Here is a 19,378-nt window from a genome sequence, read left to right as displayed (position 1 = left end):
CAACGTACAGGAAGGGGAAAACATCATGTCATATCAACCATTTACAGAACAGACCGTCGTCGAGCATGTGAAAACGTTGGGGTTAATCGAAGACGGAGGCATCACGCATTGCGAAGAGATCGGGGACGGCAATTTGAACCTCGTGTTCCGCATCCGACAAGGCGAAACGAGTCTCGTCGTCAAACAGGCGCTCCCGTATGCGAAAGTCGTCGGTGAAAGTTGGCCGCTCACACTTGAACGGGCGTGGATTGAGCAGTTGGCGTTGCGCGAATTCGCCAACGTCGTCCCTCGTTTCGTGCCAATCGTGCTTGGTAGTGACCGCACGCTCGCCTACACGATTTTAGAGGATCTGTCAGATTTTGATATCGTTCGGACAGGCTATTTGGAAGGGAAAACGTATCCTGAACTGGCCCGCCATGTTGGTGAATTTTTAGGCGAGACGCTGTTCGCGACGTCGGATTACGCGGCCGGACCGATCGCGAAGAAGCGGATTGAACGTGACTATTATAACCCGGAACTGTGTGACATCACCGAGAAACTCATCTTCACCGATCCGTTCAAAGACGCGGAGTCGAATAATATCGAAGCGGCACTACGAGACGACGTCGAGCGACTTTGGGAAGACCAGGCGCTCAAAGTCGAGGTGACGAAACTGAAAGTCGGCTTTGTCACAAAACATGAGGCACTCCTGCATGGAGACTTACATACGGGTAGCATCTTTGCGACCCAACAAGAGACGAAGATTATCGATCCGGAGTTCGCGTTTTACGGACCGTTCGGTTTCGATATCGGGCAAATCGTCGCTCATTTGACGCTATCGACATTCCATGACCCACTTAAGCGCTTCGAGCGTTTCACGGACGTCTTGACGGTGTGGGAGACGTTTGAGAAGACGTTCCGGGCCAACTTTGAGCGCGCCGTCGAGCCATTCAACACGATTGGTTTTGTCGACGAGTTGTTGCGGACGATCTTCAGCGACACGATCGGCTACGCCGGTTGCGAGCTCATTCGTCGTGCCATCGGGCTCGCCGGCGTCGCCGATCTCGAGACGTTGCCGGAAGCGACGCGTCTTGAACGAAAACGTGACGCGCTCGCCCTCGGGACAGCGCTCATTAAAGAACGCCATAACGTCGAATCGATTGACGACTTAGTGACGCTTTTGTCGGGGGTGCGCGTATGACGGTACAAAACATCCGCTTTAATTCGCAAACGGACGAACTCATCGTATTGGATCAGACGTTATTACCGCATGAAGAACGCTACGTCACGATCGAGACGCTCGAACAGGCCGAACATGCCATCGAGACGCTCCAAGTCCGAGGTGCCCCGGCCATCGCTTACTTCGGGGCGTTCGTCCTCGCCAAAGAGGCGGGTCGGTTAGTCGACGACCCGGACTTCACGCGTCGCCTCGACCTCGTCGGCCGTCGGTTGGTCGCGACACGTCCGACGGCGGTCAATCTTCAAAATGTGATCGAGTCGCTCCTCGACTTGAACGTCGGGGACGACTTTGAAGCGATCGCCGAGGAAATCAAACGACGCGCCATCGCGTTGTACGACCGGGACGTTGACACGTATCGGGCCATTGGCGAGCATGCACTGACGGTGTTGCCGGCCGGGGGGAACGTGTTGACGATCTGTAACGCCGGTGCAATCGCGACATCGCGTTACGGCACGGCGCTCGCGCCATTTTATGTCGGGAAAGAACGCGGTGTATCCTTCAACGTCTTCGCCTGTGAGACACGACCGCTCCTTCAAGGGGCACGCCTCACGGTCTGGGAGCTCGATCGTGCTGATATCGACGTGACGCTCATCACCGACAATATGGCGGCTTGGACGATTCAGTCAAAACGAGTCGACGCCATCATCGTCGGAGCTGACCGGATCACACGGACGGGTCACGTCGCCAATAAGATTGGAACGTTGCAGCTCGCCGTTCTCGCCAAGCATTACGGCATTCCGTTCTACGTCGCGGCGCCGCATTCGACGTTCGATTTGACGGCAGACGATACGATTGAAATCGAGGAGCGGAACCCGTTAGAAGTCACCCACATCGGCGGTCAACCGACGGCACCTGTCGGCATCACCGTCTTCAATCCGGCGTTCGACGTCACCACGCCAGACCTCATCACTGGACTCATCACCGAGGCGGGTGTGTTCGAGCCGACAGAGGCCGCCATCACACAACATGTAGGAGGAACGATCCATGTCTAAAAAAATCTTGATTTTATTATTCACATTCGTCTTGGCGCTCGTCGGTTGCACAAACGAGCAAGCGGCCACATCGAAGCCGGCCGAGAAGACGCCGGAGACGAAACCTGTCTCAGCTTCGAACGGGACGTTGCCGAAAGACATCGATGTCGCCCTCATTATGCAGATGTCGATTGGGACGTTCTCGTCACAGTATATCGATGGGGTGACGGAACAAGTCGAATCGTTCGGCGGCAACGTGAAAGTGTACAACGCCGACAACGATCTGTCGAAGATGGCGAGCTACGTCGATACGGCGACAACACAAGGGGTCGATGTCATCTTGATTGACCATGGCCGCGCCGATGCGCTGAAAGAACCGGTCCAACGCGCACTCGACAAAGGGATTAAAGTCGTCGCGTTCGACAACGATTTGACGAACGAAGGGGTGACGGTCATCGACCAAGACGACTATTCGCTCGCTTGGCGTTCGCTCAAGGCACTCGCCGAAGATTTGGACGGTGAAGGAAACATCGTCACGATTTGGGTCGGTGGCTTCACACCGATGGAACGACGCCACACGATTTATGATGCGTTCTTGAAACGTTACCCGGGCATCACGGAAGTCGCCAAGTTCGGTTCGGCGACGAACAATACGGCGCTCGACACACAGAGCCAGATGGAAGCGATTTTGAAGAAGTATCCGGAAGGCGAAATCGATGCCGTGTTCGCCATGTGGGATGAGTTCGCCAAAGGGGCGAGCCGTGCCATCAAACAAGCGGGACGTGATGAAATCGCCGTCTATGGAATCGATTTGAGTGATGAAGACCTTCAGCTCATGCAAGAGGACGGCAGCCCGTGGAAAGTGACGGCGGCGACCGATCCGGCTGAAATTGGACGGATCCAAGTTCGTTACGCGTATCAAAAATTAGCCGGTGAAGAGACGCCGTCGATTCATTCGGTCGACCCGTACCTCGTCGACCGTGACGTCTTGCCGGACGAGAAAGTGACGATGGACGACCTCGGCCAATACGTCCCGAACTGGGGCGCATCCGACGCGGCCTGGTCGGACTGAATGAAAGGGACGGACTGATGTTACGGCTTGAACGCGTCACGAAACGCTACGGTGACGTCACGGTACTCGACGATGTCACCTTCACCCTTCGACGTGGTGAGGTGCACGGTTTGCTCGGGTTGAACGGGGCCGGAAAGAGCACGCTCGTGAAGCTGTTGAGTGGCGCCATCATCCCGACGTCCGGGACGGTCGAGCTCGACGAAGCGGCAATCACACTCACACCGGCCGAGGCGATTCGCCTTGGGGTCATCACGGTGTCACAAGAAGTCGATGACGCCCTTTATCTTGATTTACCTGTCTATGAGAACGTCGTCCCGTGGCAGACGATCGAACGGATTCGTCCTCGCGAACTAAAACGGCGAGCAATCACCTACTTGGAACGCGTCGGACTAGAGATTGACGTGACCGAACCGGTCGGCCGTTTCCCGCTCAGTGTCAAACAACGTATCTTGATTGCCCGGGCGCTCGCGAGTGATGCGACCTACCTCTTGCTCGACGAACCGACGGCCGCCTTGTCGACGGATGATGCGGCGTCACTACTCGCGCTATTGCAGTCGCTCGCAGAGGAAGGCGTCGGTATTCTTCTCATCACCCACCGTTCGGACGAATTGTCACGCGTCACCACGACTTCGACATTCCTCCGAGATGGTCGCATCGCCTACGAAGGTCCGTTTCAGCCGTTGTCTGACGAGGACATCCACGCCTATCTCAGTGGGGCCGGTATGACGACCGCAGTGGCAAAGGCGACACCGGGAACGGACGAACGAATCCGGGCGGAGCTCACACTCCCGACATTCGGGACCGAGTTGTCACTCACCGCATATAAAGGCGAAGTCGTCGGGATCGGCGGCGTCACCGGGAGCGGGAAGACGGAGTTGATCGAGGCGCTGTTCGGTCTCTCCGGTGTCAAGCAACGCATCACATTGGACGGGAAACCGCTCAACATTCGCGAACCGCATCAGGCGGTCCGATCCGGATTCGCCCTCGTACCGGAAGAACGCCGAAAACAGGGACTTTTCCTTGACGATTCGATTGAACGGAACGTCCTCGCGATTGAAGGGAAGGCGAACGCGGTCACGCGCGTCTTGGCCTCGCTGCGAGTGAAATACGACCAGGTCGGGCAACCGGTCCGGGAGCTGAGCGGGGGGAATCAACAAAAAATCGTCCTCAGCAAGTGGCTCCTCGAGGACCGCGATGTTTATTTGCTCGACGAACCGACGAAAGGCGTCGACGTGACGGCGAAACGCGATATTTATGAACTCGTCACCCGTCTTGCCAAAGACGGGAAGACGGTCATCTTCACCTCGAGTGAACCGAATGAATTAGAATTGATCGCCAACCGGACGCTTTGGCTCGACCGCGGCCGTTGGCAACAGAAAGGAGGCGTCTAACATGGCCCAACTCGTCATCAAGCAACGCACGAAACGTTTCAACGGCATCGGTCAATACGGGACATTGTTCGCGATTCTCGCACTCATCGCCGTCTTCGGTGTGACGAACGACCAGTTTTTGACGTATGCGAACTTCAGCGACATCATCAAGTCCGTATCAATCGTCTCGCTGCTCGCCCTCGGGGTGACGTTCTCGCTCATCGTCGGCGGATTCGACTTATCGGTCGGATCGACGGCGAGCCTCGCAACGATTGGGGCGGCGTCGAGTCTCGTGTTACATAGTCAAGAACTGCTCGTCGCCTTGCTCGTCCCACTTGCACTCGGTGTGCTCGTCGGGTTGTTGAACGCGCTCGTGACGATCAAGTTCCGCTTACCGGACTTGCTCGCGACGCTCGCCATCATGTACGTCATCAATGGGGTCCAGTTGACGTACACGAGAGGGTTCTCGATTTACGACAACATGCCGATTGAGGGAGGGACGGCGCCAGGACGTTTTATCCCGTCGTTCCTGTTCATCGGCCAAGGGTCGATCGGACCAATCCCGTTCGTCGCCATCTTGATGATTCTCTTCTTCGCCGGGGCCCATCTGTTTTTGACGTATTCGAAGACGGGTCGCGAGTTTTATTACGTCGGCTCGAACGTCGAGGCGGCCCGCCGTTCCGGCATCGCCGTCACGCGCATCAAGTTGTACGCCTACGTGTTGAGCGGCTTGTTCGCAGCCATCGGCGGCATCATTTTGGCGTCACGCATCGGTACGGGACAAGTATCGGCCGGTGCACCGCTGTTGATGGACGCCGTCGCGGCCGCCTATATTGGCTACGCCGTCTTCGGTACCGGACGACCGAACGTCGTCGGCACGTTGATCGGTGCCATCTTGATTGGCATTTTATTGAACGGACTGACGATGTGGGACGTGCCGTATTACGCACAAGACATCGTCAAAGGCGCGATTTTGATTGCGGCGCTCGGCTTGTCATACATCCAAAAGAAACAGCTCACATAGGAAAAGTCCTCAGAACGGTTGGTTCTGAGGACTTTCTTGACGTTCCATCTGGATAAAGGTGAACGTGCTCCCGTTCGTCGATTGTTGAAACGAACCGGTCTGTTTGAAACCGCACGTCTCATAGACACGGATCGCCCGCACGTTGAAGGCGGCGACGGACAAAGTGATACGACGAGGCGAGTACGTCGCTTTGACGAAGTCGAGAATCGATGTGACGAACGTTCGTCCGCTCCCGTTCCCGGTCAAATCGGGTTTCATGCCGAGGCCAATATCGACCGTTTCAGCATCCGTTTGCACGACGCTCACGAACCCGACGAGTTCACCGTTGGACGTGATGGCGAACACCAACTGTCCGCGCTGTTCGACGTCTAAAAATTCGGCCAAATCGTCCTGATCGGCCTCCATGTCATAAAACGCATACTCGCCTTCGTAATGCCACGTATAGGCGATCGTTTCCGCCTGTAGTTGGGTCAGGACAGCGAATTGATGGGTCATTTGATTTGCCTCGATTCAAGAATAGGATGGAGTGCTACACTCATTATAGTACGACCAATTTTGGAAATGAGGTGACCACATGGGAATCAAGTTAGACATGATTGGAATTGTCGTCGAAGACATGAAACGGGCGCTCGACTTTTACCGTTTGCTCGGCCTGTCGATCCCGGAAGCGATGGATGAGGAAGCGCACGTCGAGGTCGATGACGGCGGTGTCCGGCTCGCCTTCGACACGGTCGAAGTGGCGGAGTCGGTGTATGGGGAATGGAAGCCGGCGACGGGACACCGGGTCGAACTCGCCTTCTTGTGCGACAGTCGGGATGAGTTGGATGCGCGCTATGAAGCGATCGTTGGGCACGGCTATGCCTCACACCGCGAACCATGGGATGCGTTTTGGGGACAACGTTACGCTATCGTCATCGACCCGGACGGAAACCTGATCAGTCTATTCGCAGCATGACAAAACCCGCGCCGGATTCGTCGCGGGTTTATTCGTCGCGTGTCTCGCCCCAAGAGCAGAGCGCCTTCATCGCTGGTTGCAGGCTGAATGCCTCCTCGGTGAGCGAGTATTCGACGTGAAGCTGTTTCTCGGTCGAATAGTCGATGCGGCGGACCATGCCAAGTTGTTCGAGTTCACGGAGTTGGTCGGTCAACACTTTACGGCTGACGTTAGGGATGGCGCGCTGAATCTCCGAGAAGCGGCGCGGGCCGTTCTCGAGCGTACAGTACACTTGAGGCCGCCATTTACCGCCGATGATGTCGAGCGCCTTATTGACGGGGAACGGGGTCGTCATGTTCAATTCGCCTCGCTTTCGGGTAGTTACTTGAATGTGCGTACTTTTTTTATTGCTTCGATGAAGGTATCGTATCGTTATCCAACAAATTGAGCAAACAAAAAGGAGCGGATGACAGTGACTTATCCACGTACATTCTCACATATCGGACTATCGGTCCCGAGTGTGACGGAAGCAGTTAAATTTTATGAGGACGTGATGGGCTGGTATACGATTATGCAACCATCAGACGTCATCGAGGACGACTCGCCGATCGGTGTCATGTGCACCGACGTGTTCGGACCGGGCTGGGGCAACTTCAGAATCGCCCACATGTCGACCGGCGATAAGATTGGGATCGAGCTGTTCGAGTTCCCGAACAATGAGAAGCCGGAGAACAATTTCGAGTTTTGGAAGACGGGCATTTTCCACTATTGTGTCCAAGACCCGGACATCGAAGGACTCGTCGAGAAAATTGTTGCCCATGGCGGCAAACAACGGATGCCGATTCGCGAATATTACCCGGGCGATAAGCCGTACCGGATGGTGTACTGTGAAGACCCGTTCGGAAATCTCGTCGAAATCTACTCACATTCGTATGAACTGACGTATTCGGAAGGAGCGTATGGAGCATGAAAGCTTGGCTACTCGATCAACCTGGATTAGAACATCTACACATCGGTGAGGTGGAGCGACCGACACCGGATGCGGGCGAACTGCTCATCAAAGTCGAAGCGGTCGCCTTGAACCCGGTCGACTATAAAGTCGGCACGAACGGCAACCCGAACTGGTCGTATCCACATATTCTTGGCGTCGACCTCGTCGGGGAAGTCGTCGAAGTCGGTTCGAGCATCGCCAACATCATTACCGGTTCACGTGTCGCCGTCCATACGAGCCTCGGGAACAACGGCGGCTTCGCCGAATATGCGGTCGTCGATGCACGCGCCTGTGCCGTCGTGCCACCGGACGTGAGCGACGAGGCCGCAGCGGCCATCTTGTGTGCCGGGATGACGGCATATGAGGCCATCATGCAGAAATTGAACACGCGCGACAAAGAGACGATTCTCGTCCATGCCGGAGCAGGCGGAGTTGGTGGTTACGCGATTCAGCTCGCGAAGAAACTCGGTCTCAAAGTGTTCACGACGGCATCGCCGGACAACTTTGACTGGGTCACATCGCTCGGTGCCGATGTCGCCATCGACTACAACGTCGAGGACGTGACAGAGAAAATCATGGAACTGACAGACGGTCGTGGGGTCGACTTGATTTTGAACACGGTCGGACGCGACGTGGCGACGGCCGATCTCGACCGGCTCGCATTTAGCGGGCAGCTCGCTTATATCGCTGGTCCACCTGATATGTCGAATATGAAAGGGTTCACGCTGTCTCCCTCGATTCATGAAGTCGCCCTCGGTGCGGCCCATGCGAGTGAGGACGAACGAGCCATCCGCAACTTGTCTTATATGGCAGAAGAATTGATGAAGCTGCTCGAAGCGGGTGAGTTGAACGATCTCGTCACGGACGTGTTGCCGTTCGAACGGTTGAAAGATGGGCTTGAACAGCTCCAAACACGAAAAGTACGCGGGAAATTGATTGTCCGTATGCGCGACTAAAATGACGGCCTCCTGTCTTCGGATAGGGGGCTTCTTGTGGAGGGGATGACATGGATTTACAGACATCGTATCAACAGACGTCACGCCAACTGAGTGGGCACGGAAAACGGAACGTCGGCGTCTTGAAGCAGGCGTTGGAAGCAATCGATGCAAATCAATCGAGCGACCACTACGGAACGGGCGAGGTCATCGAGCGATTCGAGCAAAAACTGAGTAAAGACTTAGGAATGGAAGACGCGATCTTCTTTCCGAGCGGCACGATGGCGCAACAGATCGCCTTACGCATTTGGGCAGACGAGACCGGCAATCGAAGCGTCGCCTATCATCCGCTCTGTCACTTGGAGATTCACGAACAGGACGGGTTGAAGGAATTGCATCACCTTGAACCGATCTTGATTGGAGACGACAAGCGATTGATGACGTTCGACGAAGTGAAGGCGTTACCGGACGTCGCCTGTCTCTTGATCGAGTTGCCGCAACGCGAGCTCGGCGGTTACTTGCCGCCCTTCGCTGAACTTGAAGCGATCAGTCGTCATTGCCGGGAGCGAGGGATTCGCTTGCATCTTGACGGAGCGCGTTTGTTCGAGACGCTCCCGTACTATGAGAAGACGGCCGAAGAAGTGTGTGCTTTGTTCGATAGCGTCTACGTCTCGTTTTATAAAGGAATCGGCGGGATTGCTGGCGCCATCCTGGCCGGACCAAAACCGTTCTGTGCCGAGGCGAGAATATGGAAACGTCGTTACGGTGGCGACTTGATCGGCTTATATCCATACATCATTCCGGCCGACTATTACTATGAGCTCCGGAAGGGGCGGATGGGGATGTATGTTGAGCAGGCGAAGGACCTGGCCCATCGATTCAATGCACTCGACGGGGTATGGACGACGCCCGAGATACCGGTGACAAATATGTTTCATCTTCATATGAACGGCGATATCGAAACCGTCTCGAATCGGATTGAACGCATCCAAGTCGAGACCGGGATTGGCATCACAGGCTATCTCATCCCGCATGATGGTCATTGTTCGACCGAAATCAGTATCGGGGATGCGTATGGAGAGATTGAGCCGTCATGGCTTGACGAACTGTTTCGAATATTTCACCCTTAAATGGAAAAGCGCCCTCTCACGTGACGAATGTCTGGCGAGAGGGCGCTTTTCGATTGGTTACGCGGCTTCGAGTTTTGATTTGCTCGATTGAGACGCCAAATGTTTCATCGATAGTTTGATAAGCCATTGGATGGTCTTCACTTGAATGAAGGCGAGCGGGGACAACACTACATAATGGGCCAGACTATGTGCCGTGAGTAATTCGTTTTGAACGAGCCCCCAGTGGACGAAAAACATCCCGAGAACGACATAGGCGACACCTGGACAGATGAGACCGAAACTTGCCGCGCCATCCGGTTGTTCCGTGAAATAGTCGAGACGACGTAATGCGCTGAACCCGATCAAGCCGACAGCCGTGCTCGCCATGAACAGTACGCCCAACACGACGAAGAGTAAGGGAGCATTGACATCTGTCTCGAGTAAGCGATGGGATATCATCGAATAGATTCGGACGAATGTGATTCCAGTGAGCGTGAAAATCGGGATGAGAAGCCAGACGGTCGGTGCACTTGATTTAGCAAGTCCCTTTGACAATATCGCTCGTAAGCTCATGCCTCCGAAAAAGAAAAGGATTCCTCCGACGAGCGTCAAAAAGAAGAGGGACGTGACTGCCGCGGTGACAGAAACCCATGGTATCGTTGACATGGCGGCAGGACTGGCCAAACCGACGGCAATCATGATGAAAGCGAACGCACCTAAAAATTGACCGAACTGATTGAGGTTGTCGACGGGAAATTTGCCGTTGACCAATATGTGCGAGATATATTGGGTGTAACGGACGAGCGCATACACGCCAATCCCTAAAAATGCAACCAAAGCGAACGGGAACAGAAGTTGCACGTTGGCCCATAGTCCGGGGATGAACAGGGCTCCAAGAATGAACAAGACGTTCACACTCATTGCGTACGTCAGCGGTTCGGCCATGACGGCTACTTCACCGGGAGTCCCTTTAAGTGTTTGGTAAGCGGACGTGCGCTTAAATGCGTTGAACGAACGAACGTTCAAAATGAGCAGACGGAAGTGGTTCGCAGCGAGCGCTAAGATGATGATGGAAACCATAACAACGAGCATTTGTGCCATCCCACCTGCTTCAAACGTGGTTCGCAAATGATCAAAGTGAGGTAGCGGTGAATCAGGATGGGGAATTAAAAACATGAAATACATAAAAAATGAGACGGCCAGCCCGCCGTTTCCTAGGGCAGATAAAAAGTAGAGCGGATGATAGTGTTGTTTCATCGTGAAAGAATCCTCCTAAAAAAATCAGATAACCACTTTATACCCCCTTAGGTATGTGAGGTCAATACATCCTGCATGATATGAGGGGATTCCCCTATCGGTCGGTCCATCGAATGCAGCGACTCGACACAGTGATTAAAGTCACGGATTGCGGCGTTATGACAAGTGTCGAAAAGGAGGGAAAACGTATGAAATAGCAGGGATTCGACTAAAAATGAGGGACTTCCCCTATATCAGTTGTATGCGCTTTCAACTATGCTGAAGACGTGAGGTAGTTCACGAAATTGACATATCCTAGCACATCAATCGGGAGACGAAAGGGGATTTACTTTATGCGTACACATTATCGAGTCATTATCGTTGGAGCCGGTACCGGAGGGATTAGTGTCGCTGCTCGTTTACTACGTGATAAACATCATTTGGCAGATGAAATTTTGCTAATCGACCCTGAGGAGAAGCATTATTATCAACCGCTCTGGACACTTGTCGGGGCGGGTGCCGCAAAAAAAGAAGAATCAGAACGAGAGATGGAAACACTTATCCCGAGTGGTGCAAAATGGCTTCAGGACAAGGTGATTGGCTTTAACCCTGAAGCCAATCAAGTTGAGACGGCGAGTCATGGGATGATGGAATACGACTACTTGATCGTCGCTTCTGGCATTGAAATCGATTGGGGTCGAATCAAGGGGTTAGAAGCGGCGCTCGGCACGAAACAAGTATGTAGCAACTACTCGTATCAGCACGTCGATTACACGTGGGATACCCTTAGGGGTTTTGAAGGCGGAACAGCACTGTTCACACACCCCGCCTCGCCTGTAAAGTGTGGGGGTGCACCGCAAAAAATCATGTATTTGGCAGAAGATTATTTCGTGAAGACCGGCGTTCGCGATAACAGTAAAATCGTCTTTGGGTCGGCCAATCCAGCCATTTTTGATGTCGCCAAGTATCGGTCCGCGCTCGAAAAAGTACTTGAGCGAAAACGGATTGACACACATTTCCGCGTTAATCTAATTGAGATCAAAGCAGATGAAAAGACTGCGGTGTTCGAACATTTAGATAGCGGAGAAACGTTCGATCTCCACTATGATATGATTCACGTCACACCACCGATGCAAGCCCCGGCGGTCATTCGAAACAGTAAGCTCGCCGATGCGGGCGGGTGGGTCGATGTCGACATGTATACGCTTCAGCATAAACAATATAAAAACATCTTCGGACTCGGAGATTGCACGAATTTGCCGACATCGAAGACGGGGGCCGCCATTCGGAAGCAGGCACCAGTCGTCGCTAAAAATGTGAGCGATCTCATGTATGGACAAGTCGCGGTCGCTTCATATGATGGCTATTCGTCTTGCCCGATTGTCACAGGATACAACAAGCTCATTTTGGCTGAATTTGATTATGAAAAGGTCCCACAAGAGTCGATGCCGTTCAATCAGGCGAAAGAGCGCCATAGCATGTATATTTTGAAAAAAGATTTTCTTCCGATTATGTATTGGAACGGGATGTTGAAAGGGACGATGTGAGGAAGGGGGAGAAGACGATGGAACATACAACAATGAACAAATCGTTAGAAACGGCATTGACCCGTCCGGATGTCGAGCAAGCGCTCGTCTCCCTCGTCGAACGGTTGCCAGAGATTGAAAAGTCGCTGCGACGCCTCGAAGACGCCGTCGACTTTGGCAAGGCGACGATGAACGATCAACACGTGAAAGACAAGCTTGATTCCCTTCTCGACTCATCCAATTTGCAAATCGAGACGCTCGAGGCGGCGGTCAAACTGGCTGAGAAACTACCGATGTTGCTCCAGATGACGAACCAACTTGAACAAGTGCTCGCTTTCGCCCAAGACGTCTATAGTGACGAACAGACACGCGAACTGATTGGACAACGAGTCGATGAATATGTGTCGCCCGTAAAAGAAAAGGCGGTTGCGACGCGTACGCTACTCACTGAAATACGAGACCGGGCCGAACGGGACGATCGTCAAATCACCTTGTTCTCGCTCATCCGTTGGTTGAAAGAGCCATCGGTCCAACATGGGCTAAAGTATATGCAAGCGACAGTGGAAGTGTTGTCTGAACAAACGAAAAAATAACAACTTCCTCCGGACGTGACTCGATTACGTCCGGTTTTTGTATTCACATTAGTTGGCATCTTTTACCCATGGGGGTATGATGAGGGGAGATGGTACGATACGGAAAGGAGGAATCGAATTGGCGTTACAAGACTTTGAGGGGCAGATTTTGAACGTCTTAAAAGATGGTGTTATCGTGATGGATCACGAACGGAAAATTATCACGATGAACGATGCGGCCGAACAGTTGACTGGATGGCGGCTAGGCGAACCTGTCCCGTATTGCTCATTCTGTCAACAGCGTAAAGTCGAACGAGGCGAAGAACGATGTTATTTGATTCAACATGAGCGCTCTCCGTACTTCACCTCAGAGATGCCGACTTATTCAGGAAAGATGGTCGATGTCGAGATGAATACGGCACGCATATTGAATGACCCGGTGTCGGGCTCGACGTATTATTTGCTCGTCCTGCGTGACTTTACAGAACGAAAGCGCCGTGAAGCCCATGCGCTTCGTGAACAGATGGTACGCGAACTCATTCAAGCGCGGGAAGAAGAACATGAACGGCTCGCTCAAGAGCTTCATGACGGGGTCGGCCAGTCCCTTTTCAGTATCGCTCTTGCCCTCGGCGCCCTTCAATCCGATGTAAAAGACGTAGAAAAGAAAGAATATATCGAGTCGGTGCTCGCCGAAGTCAGTCGGTTGATCGACAATGTGAAAGGTTATTCGAAACGCTTACGTCCTATCGAGCTCGATCAATTCGGACTCGGTTCAGCATTGAGCGTATTAGTTGATAGTTTTGCCACGCAATATCCGCTCGTCGTGTTTCATACGGATATCCGCTTGTCGTTCCGATATGACCGTGTCATCGAGATCAATATATATCGTATTATCCAGGAAGCTCTCGTCAACAGTATGAAGTATGCTCATCCGAATACAATCGATTTCCGAATCGTTGAACGAAATGGTGGCATTGATTTATCACTGAAAGATGACGGGGGCGGATTCGATCCACAAAAAGTTGTGAAAGGGCTGGGCCTTCGGCACATGGAAGAGCGGGCGAAAACGATCCATGGGACGTTCACACTTCAATCGATTCCGGGACAAGGTACTGACATTTCAGTGTCTGTGCCGCTAGAGCGGGGGCGCTATGACACCGATTAAAGTATTGATTGTCGACGACCACGAACTCGTCCGACGTGGTCTGAAGTTAATGTTTCGCCCCTATGAAGAGATTGATGTCGTCGGTGAGGCAGTCGATGGAACGACTGCCATTCAAGAAGCGATTCGTACGATGCCTGATGTGGTGCTGCTCGATATCACGATGCCGAACGGCCTCGACGGCTTTATGACAACGACAGCGCTAGCGGAAGAAGTGCCGGGCGTCAAAGTCATCTTACTCACGATGCATGATGAGGAGCTATACATCAAACGAGCCCTTGAACTCGATGTCCTCGGCTATCTATCCAAAAATAGTGATCCGGGTCAGCTTGTCGATGGCATCAAGCAAGTGATGGAAGGGAAGCGTTACTATGCGACCTCGCTGTCGGAAGCATTTATCGAGAAAGTAGTGTCGCAAAAGAAAGAGTCGGTCCTGACGCGGCGCGAGTCGGAAATTGTACGTTTGACGACGCTCGGTTACGGCAATATCGAGATTGGAGAGAAACTTGGAATCAGTCCAAAAACGGTCGAGAACCATAAAAGCCGTGTCATGCATAAACTGCAAATCAAACATCGACATGAGCTCGTGCAATTCGCACTGAAAAATAGATTGGTTGACTACGATGGCTAGAAAGAAGGGAAGTTATGAAACTAGATTTAGAGAAGACGGTCGATTCGCAGTACATTCAGCAACACCTCGCCAATGAGCGGACGTTCCTCGCCTGGATTCGGACGGCAATCACGGTCATCGGGATCGGTTTTCTCGTGACGAATTTCCACTATTATCGGAGCGAGAACTTGAGCGGGACCGAGCACCAATTGATCACAGCCATCGGCATCTTGTCGATCATCTTCGGAATCGCGACCATCCTCGTCGGAACCCGGTCGTATTTGAAGAAAGTGCATACGATCAACTCCCAACAGTTCAAATCGGCAAAGATGAGCCTTGTCGCGCTCGCGATCGGGATGGTGTTCATTTTCACGTTGATCTTGATTGTCAGCTACTTCTTATTTTAACGACAAACAAGCACCGTCCCTCTCTCCGAGGCACGGTGCTTGTTGTTAGCGCGAGATGATGGCGTCGAGCCGTTCGAGTTGCGAAGAGAAACCTTCGACGGCGCCCATCTCGACGACGCGCTGGAGCGACTCGTTGTCTGTGAACTCGGAGCGGCTGATGAGCAGCGTGCCGTTCGGGATATCAACGAATTCATTCGTGATCGTCATGACGGGAAGTTCGGGATTGATGTGGCCGTCCGCGTCCGAGAACGCATCTGTGTAGACGATTTTTCGATGTGGGTCGATTTCGAGGAACGTCGATTTTCCCCATGACTCCATGCCGTAGTAATCACCTTGCTCTTTGTCGACACATGTCATTTTATAGTGCCACGTCCCACCCGGTTCGAATTCGAACGTGCGAATTTCCGTTGCCCATCCGGCCGGCCCCCACCACGTTTCAAGATGGGCTGGCGTCGAGAACGCCTCGAATACGAGCTCACGCGGTGCGCTGAAGCTTCGTTCGACGATCAACGAGTTGCCTTCGATCTTAGATTTCACTTTTTCCATTGGAAAGACCCCTTTCTCGAGAAAGAAGATTACGCATATCTAATCAATGTAATCTCTATTCCCGGTTCACGAGGCGTTTCAACCTTTTTCATCAAACAGTAAGTCGAGCACGGTCTCACCGATCGGCCGTTCCTTGCCTTCATACGGGAAGGAGTGGATATGGATGGCCGGATTAAAGTTCAACTCGATGATGCCGTAGTCGATGTCCCCATCCAGCGAGGGGATCATCATATCGACGCCGCAAATCGTCGCGCCGATCGCTTTTGCCGAATCGACCGCAATCTGTTTATAGGAGTCGGCGATCCGGTCCGTATAGTCGATGCTGTCACCGCCCGTGCTGATGTTCGAGTTCTCACGCAAGAAGATGCGCTCACCCTCGGCGAGGACACTGTCTGGCGTCTTGCCTTGCGGGCGTAAGAACGCCACGACGATATCATCGAGGTCGATTTTCTCGAGCGGTGTCTTATAGCCTTTGCCACGGAGCGGGTCCTCGTTTTTCTTAGCGACGAGCTCCCGAATCGTCGACACACCGTCTCCGGTCACGTTCGCCGGGACGCGGTGGAGAATACCGGCGACCTCGTCACCGATGACGAGGAACCGATACTCTTTCCCGGGTAGGAACGTCTCGAGAAGGACGACTTCGTCAAACGTACGAGCGTGACGGAACGCCTCGAGTGCCTCGTCGAACGTCGTCCCGTCCTTGAAGATGTGGATGCCAATCCCGAAGTTCGTCGATTTCGGCTTCAAGACGATCGGTTCGTTCGTGAATGTAGGCCAAGCGTTCTGTAAATCGGCTTCAGTGCGGAGTTCGACCCCGCTCGGTACGCGGATACCATGTTCAGCGAGCACGTGTTTCGTCACCGTCTTATTCTCCATCATGAGGACGGATACGTAGTTGTCTTTCGATGTCTTCGTCGCTTGTTTGACGTACTCGGTCTGGTTACCATTTCGGATGCGGATGAACTGATCATCCCGGTCGATCACGTCGACGGCATAGCCGCGTTTCAAGGCCGCCTTTATCAAAATCTGCGTCGACAGCTCCATATCCGTGTAGCCGTGCATCCGGAATCGGTTGGCGTACGCGTTTTGATAGAACACCTCGGCTTGCCGGAGCGACCAGTCCGTATAGCCGTCTGTCATCATGGCGGAGGTGAGGAGTGACGCATACGTCGCCTCGACACGGTCAATCCGATCTCGGACAGAGGCGAAGACGTCCTCGAATCCGAGTGTGTACTGTTCATTGAACGCTTCGACTTCACTGAGCAAATCGCGTGCATACGTCTGGAGCGCCACCGCCTCGCCGTCCCGCATGAGTGTAAGCGTCGGGGATAACCCTTCTTTCGCCACGCGTTGCTGGTTGTAAAACGCCTCGGCCTGCCAGTCCGCAAATCGTGTCTCGTCTCTCAACGTCAAGTAGAGCAAGAAGACGTGCAGGAACTTCAAATCGGACAGGGCGATACCGGTCTTCTCGAACGGATTAAGGTCAATGTTGCGAATCTCGATATAGTCGATGCCATTCGCCTCGAGACGTTCCAGGTCATTGCCGCCCTGTGACGTCTTCAGCCGAATCGGAGAGTAGAGCTCATTCGGGTTGGCAATATCGCTTTGGGCGATGAAGCGGCGCACGCTAGCGGTGTAGTCCGAGAGCGTTGAATAGTCTGGATAGAGCGGCTCGACGTTCGTATAGCCGCAGTCACTATTCCGGTACGACAACGCCGTCGTATTTGAATACACATCTTCGCTGAGCGCCTGCATTTGACTGACGCAGCGTTCTTCATAGCTCGTATGGACAGCTGGTGTCCCGCCTAACAGATAGACGATGAGCCAACGCGTCCGTAAATAGTTGCGGACGAGTTTTAAATACAGGTCGTTCTTGAAACGATCGTAGCGTTCTGGTGACCCTTCATAGAGGGAGGCGAGCAAATCGTCTGCGAACGAGAAGTTGAAATGGATACCCGAGATGAGCTGTTTCTTCGCCCCGTATTTTTGGAGCAGATGCTCCCGATAGCGACCGGCCTCAAGGCCTGAACTTCCAAAATCGGCGAGCGGGATGACCCCGCCGTCGGGTAGCGCGCACGGCATCGATTGCGGCCAGAGTCGTTCGTCACCAATATTCAGTGCCGTGATGTCGTACAGCGTCTGTAAGAAGTCGTGGGCTGCTTCCACGGTCGGAAACGTCGGCGTGATCAGTTCAATCTGACTTTCTGAGAAGTCAGTCGTGATATATGGATGCGTCGCCTTGTCTCCAAGTGCTGTCGGATGCTTCGTGACGGCGAGCGTTCCTTCAGGGGTCACGCGGAGCATCTCACGCTCGATGGCGAAACGTCCGCTCGTGAGAAGTTGCTTGGATAATTGCTTAAATTGCTTCGGCAAGGGAAGTCACTTCCTTTTTCAATAGTCGGACATAGAGGGCAGAGACGAGCCCTTTGATGATGCTCGAGAGGGCGATACTCCACCAGATGGCATCGATACCGAGATAGGGCTCGAGGGCAAGCGCGAGCGGAATGCGGACGACGGTGAAGACGATTGAAATCGTCGCTGGGATTTTCGGCAGTCCGAGCCCCGAGAAATAACCGTTCCCGATCATCTCGAAGGAGGCGAAGATGAGCGAGATTCCGATGATTCGTAAATAACTCGCGCCGATTTCAATCGTTCTCGGGTCATCGACGAACAGCCCGATCAGGACGTCCGGTACGAATAAAAACACGAGGGTGATCAGCCCGGTATACAAGACACCGAGTCGTGTCGTTACCCGGTACCCTTCATGGACCCGGTCCACTTTGCGGGCACCGAGATTTTGCCCCGTGTAACTCGCGATAGCACCGTTCAATCCACCGATCATCATATAGGCGATCGATTCGATTTGAAGTCCGATCCGTTGTGCCGCGATTGCTTCGGTCCCATATGAACCGATCATGCGGGCGAGGAAAATGCTGATGATCGTGAACAAGACGCGTTGGGTCGCCATCGGGAAGCCGAGGCGAAGAATTTCTCTATAGTCTGTGCGATTCGGTTCGACCGTCTCCTCCCAATCGAACAAGACGCGGGCCCGGTGCCAGAAGAAGCCGAACATGACGACGTTCGCGACGAGCGTAGCGAGACCGGCACCGACGACACCGAGTCCGAGCGGATAGATGAAGAGCGGTGAGAGAATCATATTGAGCGTGACCCCGGTCGCATTAATGCGCATCGCTGTCGTCGTGTTGCCATAGGCGCTGAATAGCCGGGCGAACAGCAAGTTGAAGAACGAGAAGACAAGCATCGGGGCGCTGACGAGCAAGTAGCTGTACGCCAACCGTTCGACGTCAGGGGCGTTCATATTCAAAAAGCTGATCAATGTCTGACCGAACATGATTAGGAGAACGACGAACGACAGTCCGAGGCCGAGGTTCATCCGCCTCCCGGCCCGGACGTAGCGCTGAATCAATGCTTGGTCCCGCCGTCCGACGGCTTGCGACACTTTGATGCCGGCGCCGACGACGATGAGTGATTGAATCGCCTGACCGAGCATGATATAAAAACTGGCTGCGCCGATGCTTGCGACGGCGTCGCTACCGAGCGCGCCGACCCAGAACATATCGACGAGACTATAGGTGAACTGTAAAAGCGAACTACCGACGAGCGGGAGGGCGAGCGCCACAATGACGCGTTGAACCTGTCCAGTCGTCAAATCGATGGTTTTCACGATGAAAGA

20 protein-coding genes are annotated in these 19,378 nt (G+C 53.5%); 14 read left to right on the top strand and 6 right to left on the bottom strand.

Features of this window, described 5'->3' with window-relative positions:
* Positions 1-25 precede the first annotated feature (25 nt).
* Genes mtnK through EVJ33_RS07350 form a run of 5 tightly spaced genes read left to right on the top strand, consistent with a single transcriptional unit; the run spans position 26 to position 5,656 of the window.
* Positions 26-1,180 carry an S-methyl-5-thioribose kinase gene (gene mtnK / locus EVJ33_RS07370; RefSeq protein ID WP_131435866.1) on the top strand — a complete coding sequence of 385 codons (1,155 nt, stop codon included), beginning with the start codon at positions 26-28 and terminating at the stop codon, positions 1,178-1,180.
* Positions 1,177-2,211 (top strand): S-methyl-5-thioribose-1-phosphate isomerase, encoded by a 1,035-nt coding sequence (gene mtnA, locus EVJ33_RS07365; RefSeq protein ID WP_131435864.1) that lies wholly within the window; start codon positions 1,177-1,179, stop codon positions 2,209-2,211. The genes mtnK and mtnA overlap by 4 nt, the downstream gene beginning before the upstream one ends.
* Complete coding sequence (locus tag EVJ33_RS07360) at positions 2,204-3,262, top strand: sugar ABC transporter substrate-binding protein (protein WP_131435862.1); 1,059 nt, start codon at positions 2,204-2,206, stop codon at positions 3,260-3,262. Before mtnA ends, EVJ33_RS07360 begins: the two co-directional genes overlap by 8 nt.
* Positions 3,263-3,279: 17 nt before the next feature.
* On the top strand, positions 3,280-4,653 hold the full coding sequence (locus EVJ33_RS07355; protein ID WP_131435860.1) for a sugar ABC transporter ATP-binding protein: 1,374 nt from the start codon (positions 3,280-3,282) through the stop codon (positions 4,651-4,653).
* Between the two features lies 1 nt (position 4,654).
* On the top strand, positions 4,655-5,656 hold the full coding sequence (locus EVJ33_RS07350; protein WP_131435858.1) for an ABC transporter permease: 1,002 nt from the start codon (positions 4,655-4,657) through the stop codon (positions 5,654-5,656).
* A gap of 9 nt (positions 5,657-5,665) precedes the next feature.
* On the opposite strand, the gene EVJ33_RS07345 is transcribed toward EVJ33_RS07350, so the two are convergent.
* Positions 5,666-6,151 (bottom strand): GNAT family N-acetyltransferase, encoded by a 486-nt coding sequence (locus EVJ33_RS07345; RefSeq protein ID WP_131435856.1) that lies wholly within the window; start codon positions 6,149-6,151, stop codon positions 5,666-5,668.
* Between the two features lie 79 nt (positions 6,152-6,230).
* On the opposite strand from EVJ33_RS07345, the gene EVJ33_RS07340 reads away from it, so the two are divergent.
* Complete coding sequence (locus EVJ33_RS07340; RefSeq protein WP_131435854.1) at positions 6,231-6,611, top strand: VOC family protein; 381 nt, start codon at positions 6,231-6,233, stop codon at positions 6,609-6,611.
* A gap of 28 nt (positions 6,612-6,639) precedes the next feature.
* Here EVJ33_RS07340 and EVJ33_RS07335 read toward each other — a convergent pair whose 3' ends face one another.
* On the bottom strand, positions 6,640-6,945 hold the full coding sequence (locus EVJ33_RS07335; RefSeq protein ID WP_131435852.1) for a winged helix-turn-helix transcriptional regulator: 306 nt from the start codon (positions 6,943-6,945) through the stop codon (positions 6,640-6,642).
* A gap of 117 nt (positions 6,946-7,062) precedes the next feature.
* Between EVJ33_RS07335 and EVJ33_RS07330 the strand changes: the two genes are divergently transcribed.
* The 3 genes from EVJ33_RS07330 to EVJ33_RS07320 are packed head-to-tail and all read left to right on the top strand — an operon-like array spanning position 7,063 to position 9,646.
* On the top strand, positions 7,063-7,560 hold the full coding sequence (locus EVJ33_RS07330) for a lactoylglutathione lyase family protein (protein WP_131435850.1): 498 nt from the start codon (positions 7,063-7,065) through the stop codon (positions 7,558-7,560).
* Positions 7,557-8,537, top strand: a complete 981-nt coding sequence (locus EVJ33_RS07325) for a zinc-binding dehydrogenase (protein WP_131435848.1) — start codon at positions 7,557-7,559, stop codon at positions 8,535-8,537. The genes EVJ33_RS07330 and EVJ33_RS07325 overlap by 4 nt, the downstream gene beginning before the upstream one ends.
* A 50-nt stretch (positions 8,538-8,587) precedes the next feature.
* A complete protein-coding gene (locus EVJ33_RS07320; protein WP_131435846.1) occupies positions 8,588-9,646 on the top strand; it encodes a threonine aldolase family protein in 1,059 nt (352 codons plus the stop codon).
* 57 nt (positions 9,647-9,703) lie between these two features.
* On the opposite strand, the gene EVJ33_RS07315 is transcribed toward EVJ33_RS07320, so the two are convergent.
* On the bottom strand, positions 9,704-10,882 hold the full coding sequence (locus EVJ33_RS07315) for a TsoY family (seleno)protein (RefSeq protein WP_131435844.1): 1,179 nt from the start codon (positions 10,880-10,882) through the stop codon (positions 9,704-9,706).
* A 332-nt stretch (positions 10,883-11,214) separates the two neighbouring features.
* Between EVJ33_RS07315 and EVJ33_RS07310 the strand changes: the two genes are divergently transcribed.
* The 5 genes from EVJ33_RS07310 (at position 11,215) to EVJ33_RS07290 (ending at position 15,138) form a co-directional block, all read left to right on the top strand.
* Positions 11,215-12,408: an NAD(P)/FAD-dependent oxidoreductase gene (locus tag EVJ33_RS07310; RefSeq protein ID WP_131435842.1), complete on the top strand. Its 1,194-nt coding sequence runs from the start codon at positions 11,215-11,217 to the stop codon at positions 12,406-12,408.
* Positions 12,409-12,425: 17 nt separating this feature from the next.
* Positions 12,426-12,980, top strand: coding sequence for a hypothetical protein (locus tag EVJ33_RS07305; RefSeq protein ID WP_131435840.1), 555 nt, complete (start codon positions 12,426-12,428; stop codon positions 12,978-12,980).
* A 118-nt stretch (positions 12,981-13,098) separates the two neighbouring features.
* The gene (locus EVJ33_RS07300; protein WP_161566910.1) at positions 13,099-14,124 is read left to right on the top strand and encodes a sensor histidine kinase; all 1,026 of its coding nucleotides are present in this window, start codon (positions 13,099-13,101) and stop codon (positions 14,122-14,124) included.
* Positions 14,111-14,752 (top strand): response regulator, encoded by a 642-nt coding sequence (locus EVJ33_RS07295; protein ID WP_236634564.1) that lies wholly within the window; start codon positions 14,111-14,113, stop codon positions 14,750-14,752. Before EVJ33_RS07300 ends, EVJ33_RS07295 begins: the two co-directional genes overlap by 14 nt.
* Before the next feature lie 14 nt (positions 14,753-14,766).
* The gene (locus tag EVJ33_RS07290) at positions 14,767-15,138 is read left to right on the top strand and encodes a YidH family protein (protein ID WP_131435836.1); all 372 of its coding nucleotides are present in this window, start codon (positions 14,767-14,769) and stop codon (positions 15,136-15,138) included.
* Positions 15,139-15,183: 45 nt separating this feature from the next.
* On the opposite strand, the gene EVJ33_RS07285 is transcribed toward EVJ33_RS07290, so the two are convergent.
* From EVJ33_RS07285 to EVJ33_RS07275, 3 genes are all read right to left on the bottom strand, one after another.
* Positions 15,184-15,684 carry an SRPBCC family protein gene (locus tag EVJ33_RS07285; RefSeq protein ID WP_131435834.1) on the bottom strand — a complete coding sequence of 167 codons (501 nt, stop codon included), beginning with the start codon at positions 15,682-15,684 and terminating at the stop codon, positions 15,184-15,186.
* 78 nt (positions 15,685-15,762) lie between these two features.
* A complete protein-coding gene (gene gshAB / locus EVJ33_RS07280) occupies positions 15,763-18,057 on the bottom strand; it encodes a bifunctional glutamate--cysteine ligase GshA/glutathione synthetase GshB (RefSeq protein ID WP_131435832.1) in 2,295 nt (764 codons plus the stop codon).
* Positions 18,041-19,369, bottom strand: coding sequence for an MATE family efflux transporter (locus EVJ33_RS07275; protein ID WP_131435830.1), 1,329 nt, complete (start codon positions 19,367-19,369; stop codon positions 18,041-18,043). Before EVJ33_RS07275 ends, gshAB begins: the two co-directional genes overlap by 17 nt.
* Positions 19,370-19,378 lie beyond the last annotated feature (9 nt).

The organism is Exiguobacterium sp. SL-10 (assembly GCF_004337025.1).
Lineage (GTDB): Bacteria > Bacillota > Bacilli > Exiguobacteriales > Exiguobacteriaceae > Exiguobacterium.
The sequence above is the reverse complement of the archived record's forward strand: the minus strand, read 5'-3'. Positions and strand labels throughout refer to the sequence as shown.

What these genes read in the sequence shown, in the direction of transcription:
- mtnK (WP_131435866.1), top strand. Translation starts at nt 26, where the DNA reads ATGTCATATCAACCATTTACAGAACAGACCGTCGTCGAGCATGTGAAA.
- mtnA (WP_131435864.1), top strand. Translation starts at nt 1,177, where the DNA reads ATGACGGTACAAAACATCCGCTTTAATTCGCAAACGGACGAACTCATC.
- EVJ33_RS07360 (WP_131435862.1), top strand. Translation starts at nt 2,204, where the DNA reads ATGTCTAAAAAAATCTTGATTTTATTATTCACATTCGTCTTGGCGCTC.
- EVJ33_RS07355 (WP_131435860.1), top strand. Translation starts at nt 3,280, where the DNA reads ATGTTACGGCTTGAACGCGTCACGAAACGCTACGGTGACGTCACGGTA.
- EVJ33_RS07350 (WP_131435858.1), top strand. Translation starts at nt 4,655, where the DNA reads ATGGCCCAACTCGTCATCAAGCAACGCACGAAACGTTTCAACGGCATC.
- EVJ33_RS07345 (WP_131435856.1), bottom strand. Translation starts at nt 6,151, where the DNA reads ATGACCCATCAATTCGCTGTCCTGACCCAACTACAGGCGGAAACGATC.
- EVJ33_RS07340 (WP_131435854.1), top strand. Translation starts at nt 6,231, where the DNA reads ATGGGAATCAAGTTAGACATGATTGGAATTGTCGTCGAAGACATGAAA.
- EVJ33_RS07335 (WP_131435852.1), bottom strand. Translation starts at nt 6,945, where the DNA reads ATGACGACCCCGTTCCCCGTCAATAAGGCGCTCGACATCATCGGCGGT.
- EVJ33_RS07325 (WP_131435848.1), top strand. Translation starts at nt 7,557, where the DNA reads ATGAAAGCTTGGCTACTCGATCAACCTGGATTAGAACATCTACACATC.
- EVJ33_RS07320 (WP_131435846.1), top strand. Translation starts at nt 8,588, where the DNA reads ATGGATTTACAGACATCGTATCAACAGACGTCACGCCAACTGAGTGGG.
- EVJ33_RS07315 (WP_131435844.1), bottom strand. Translation starts at nt 10,882, where the DNA reads ATGAAACAACACTATCATCCGCTCTACTTTTTATCTGCCCTAGGAAAC.
- EVJ33_RS07310 (WP_131435842.1), top strand. Translation starts at nt 11,215, where the DNA reads ATGCGTACACATTATCGAGTCATTATCGTTGGAGCCGGTACCGGAGGG.
- EVJ33_RS07305 (WP_131435840.1), top strand. Translation starts at nt 12,426, where the DNA reads ATGGAACATACAACAATGAACAAATCGTTAGAAACGGCATTGACCCGT.
- EVJ33_RS07295 (WP_236634564.1), top strand. Translation starts at nt 14,111, where the DNA reads ATGACACCGATTAAAGTATTGATTGTCGACGACCACGAACTCGTCCGA.
- EVJ33_RS07290 (WP_131435836.1), top strand. Translation starts at nt 14,767, where the DNA reads ATGAAACTAGATTTAGAGAAGACGGTCGATTCGCAGTACATTCAGCAA.
- EVJ33_RS07285 (WP_131435834.1), bottom strand. Translation starts at nt 15,684, where the DNA reads ATGGAAAAAGTGAAATCTAAGATCGAAGGCAACTCGTTGATCGTCGAA.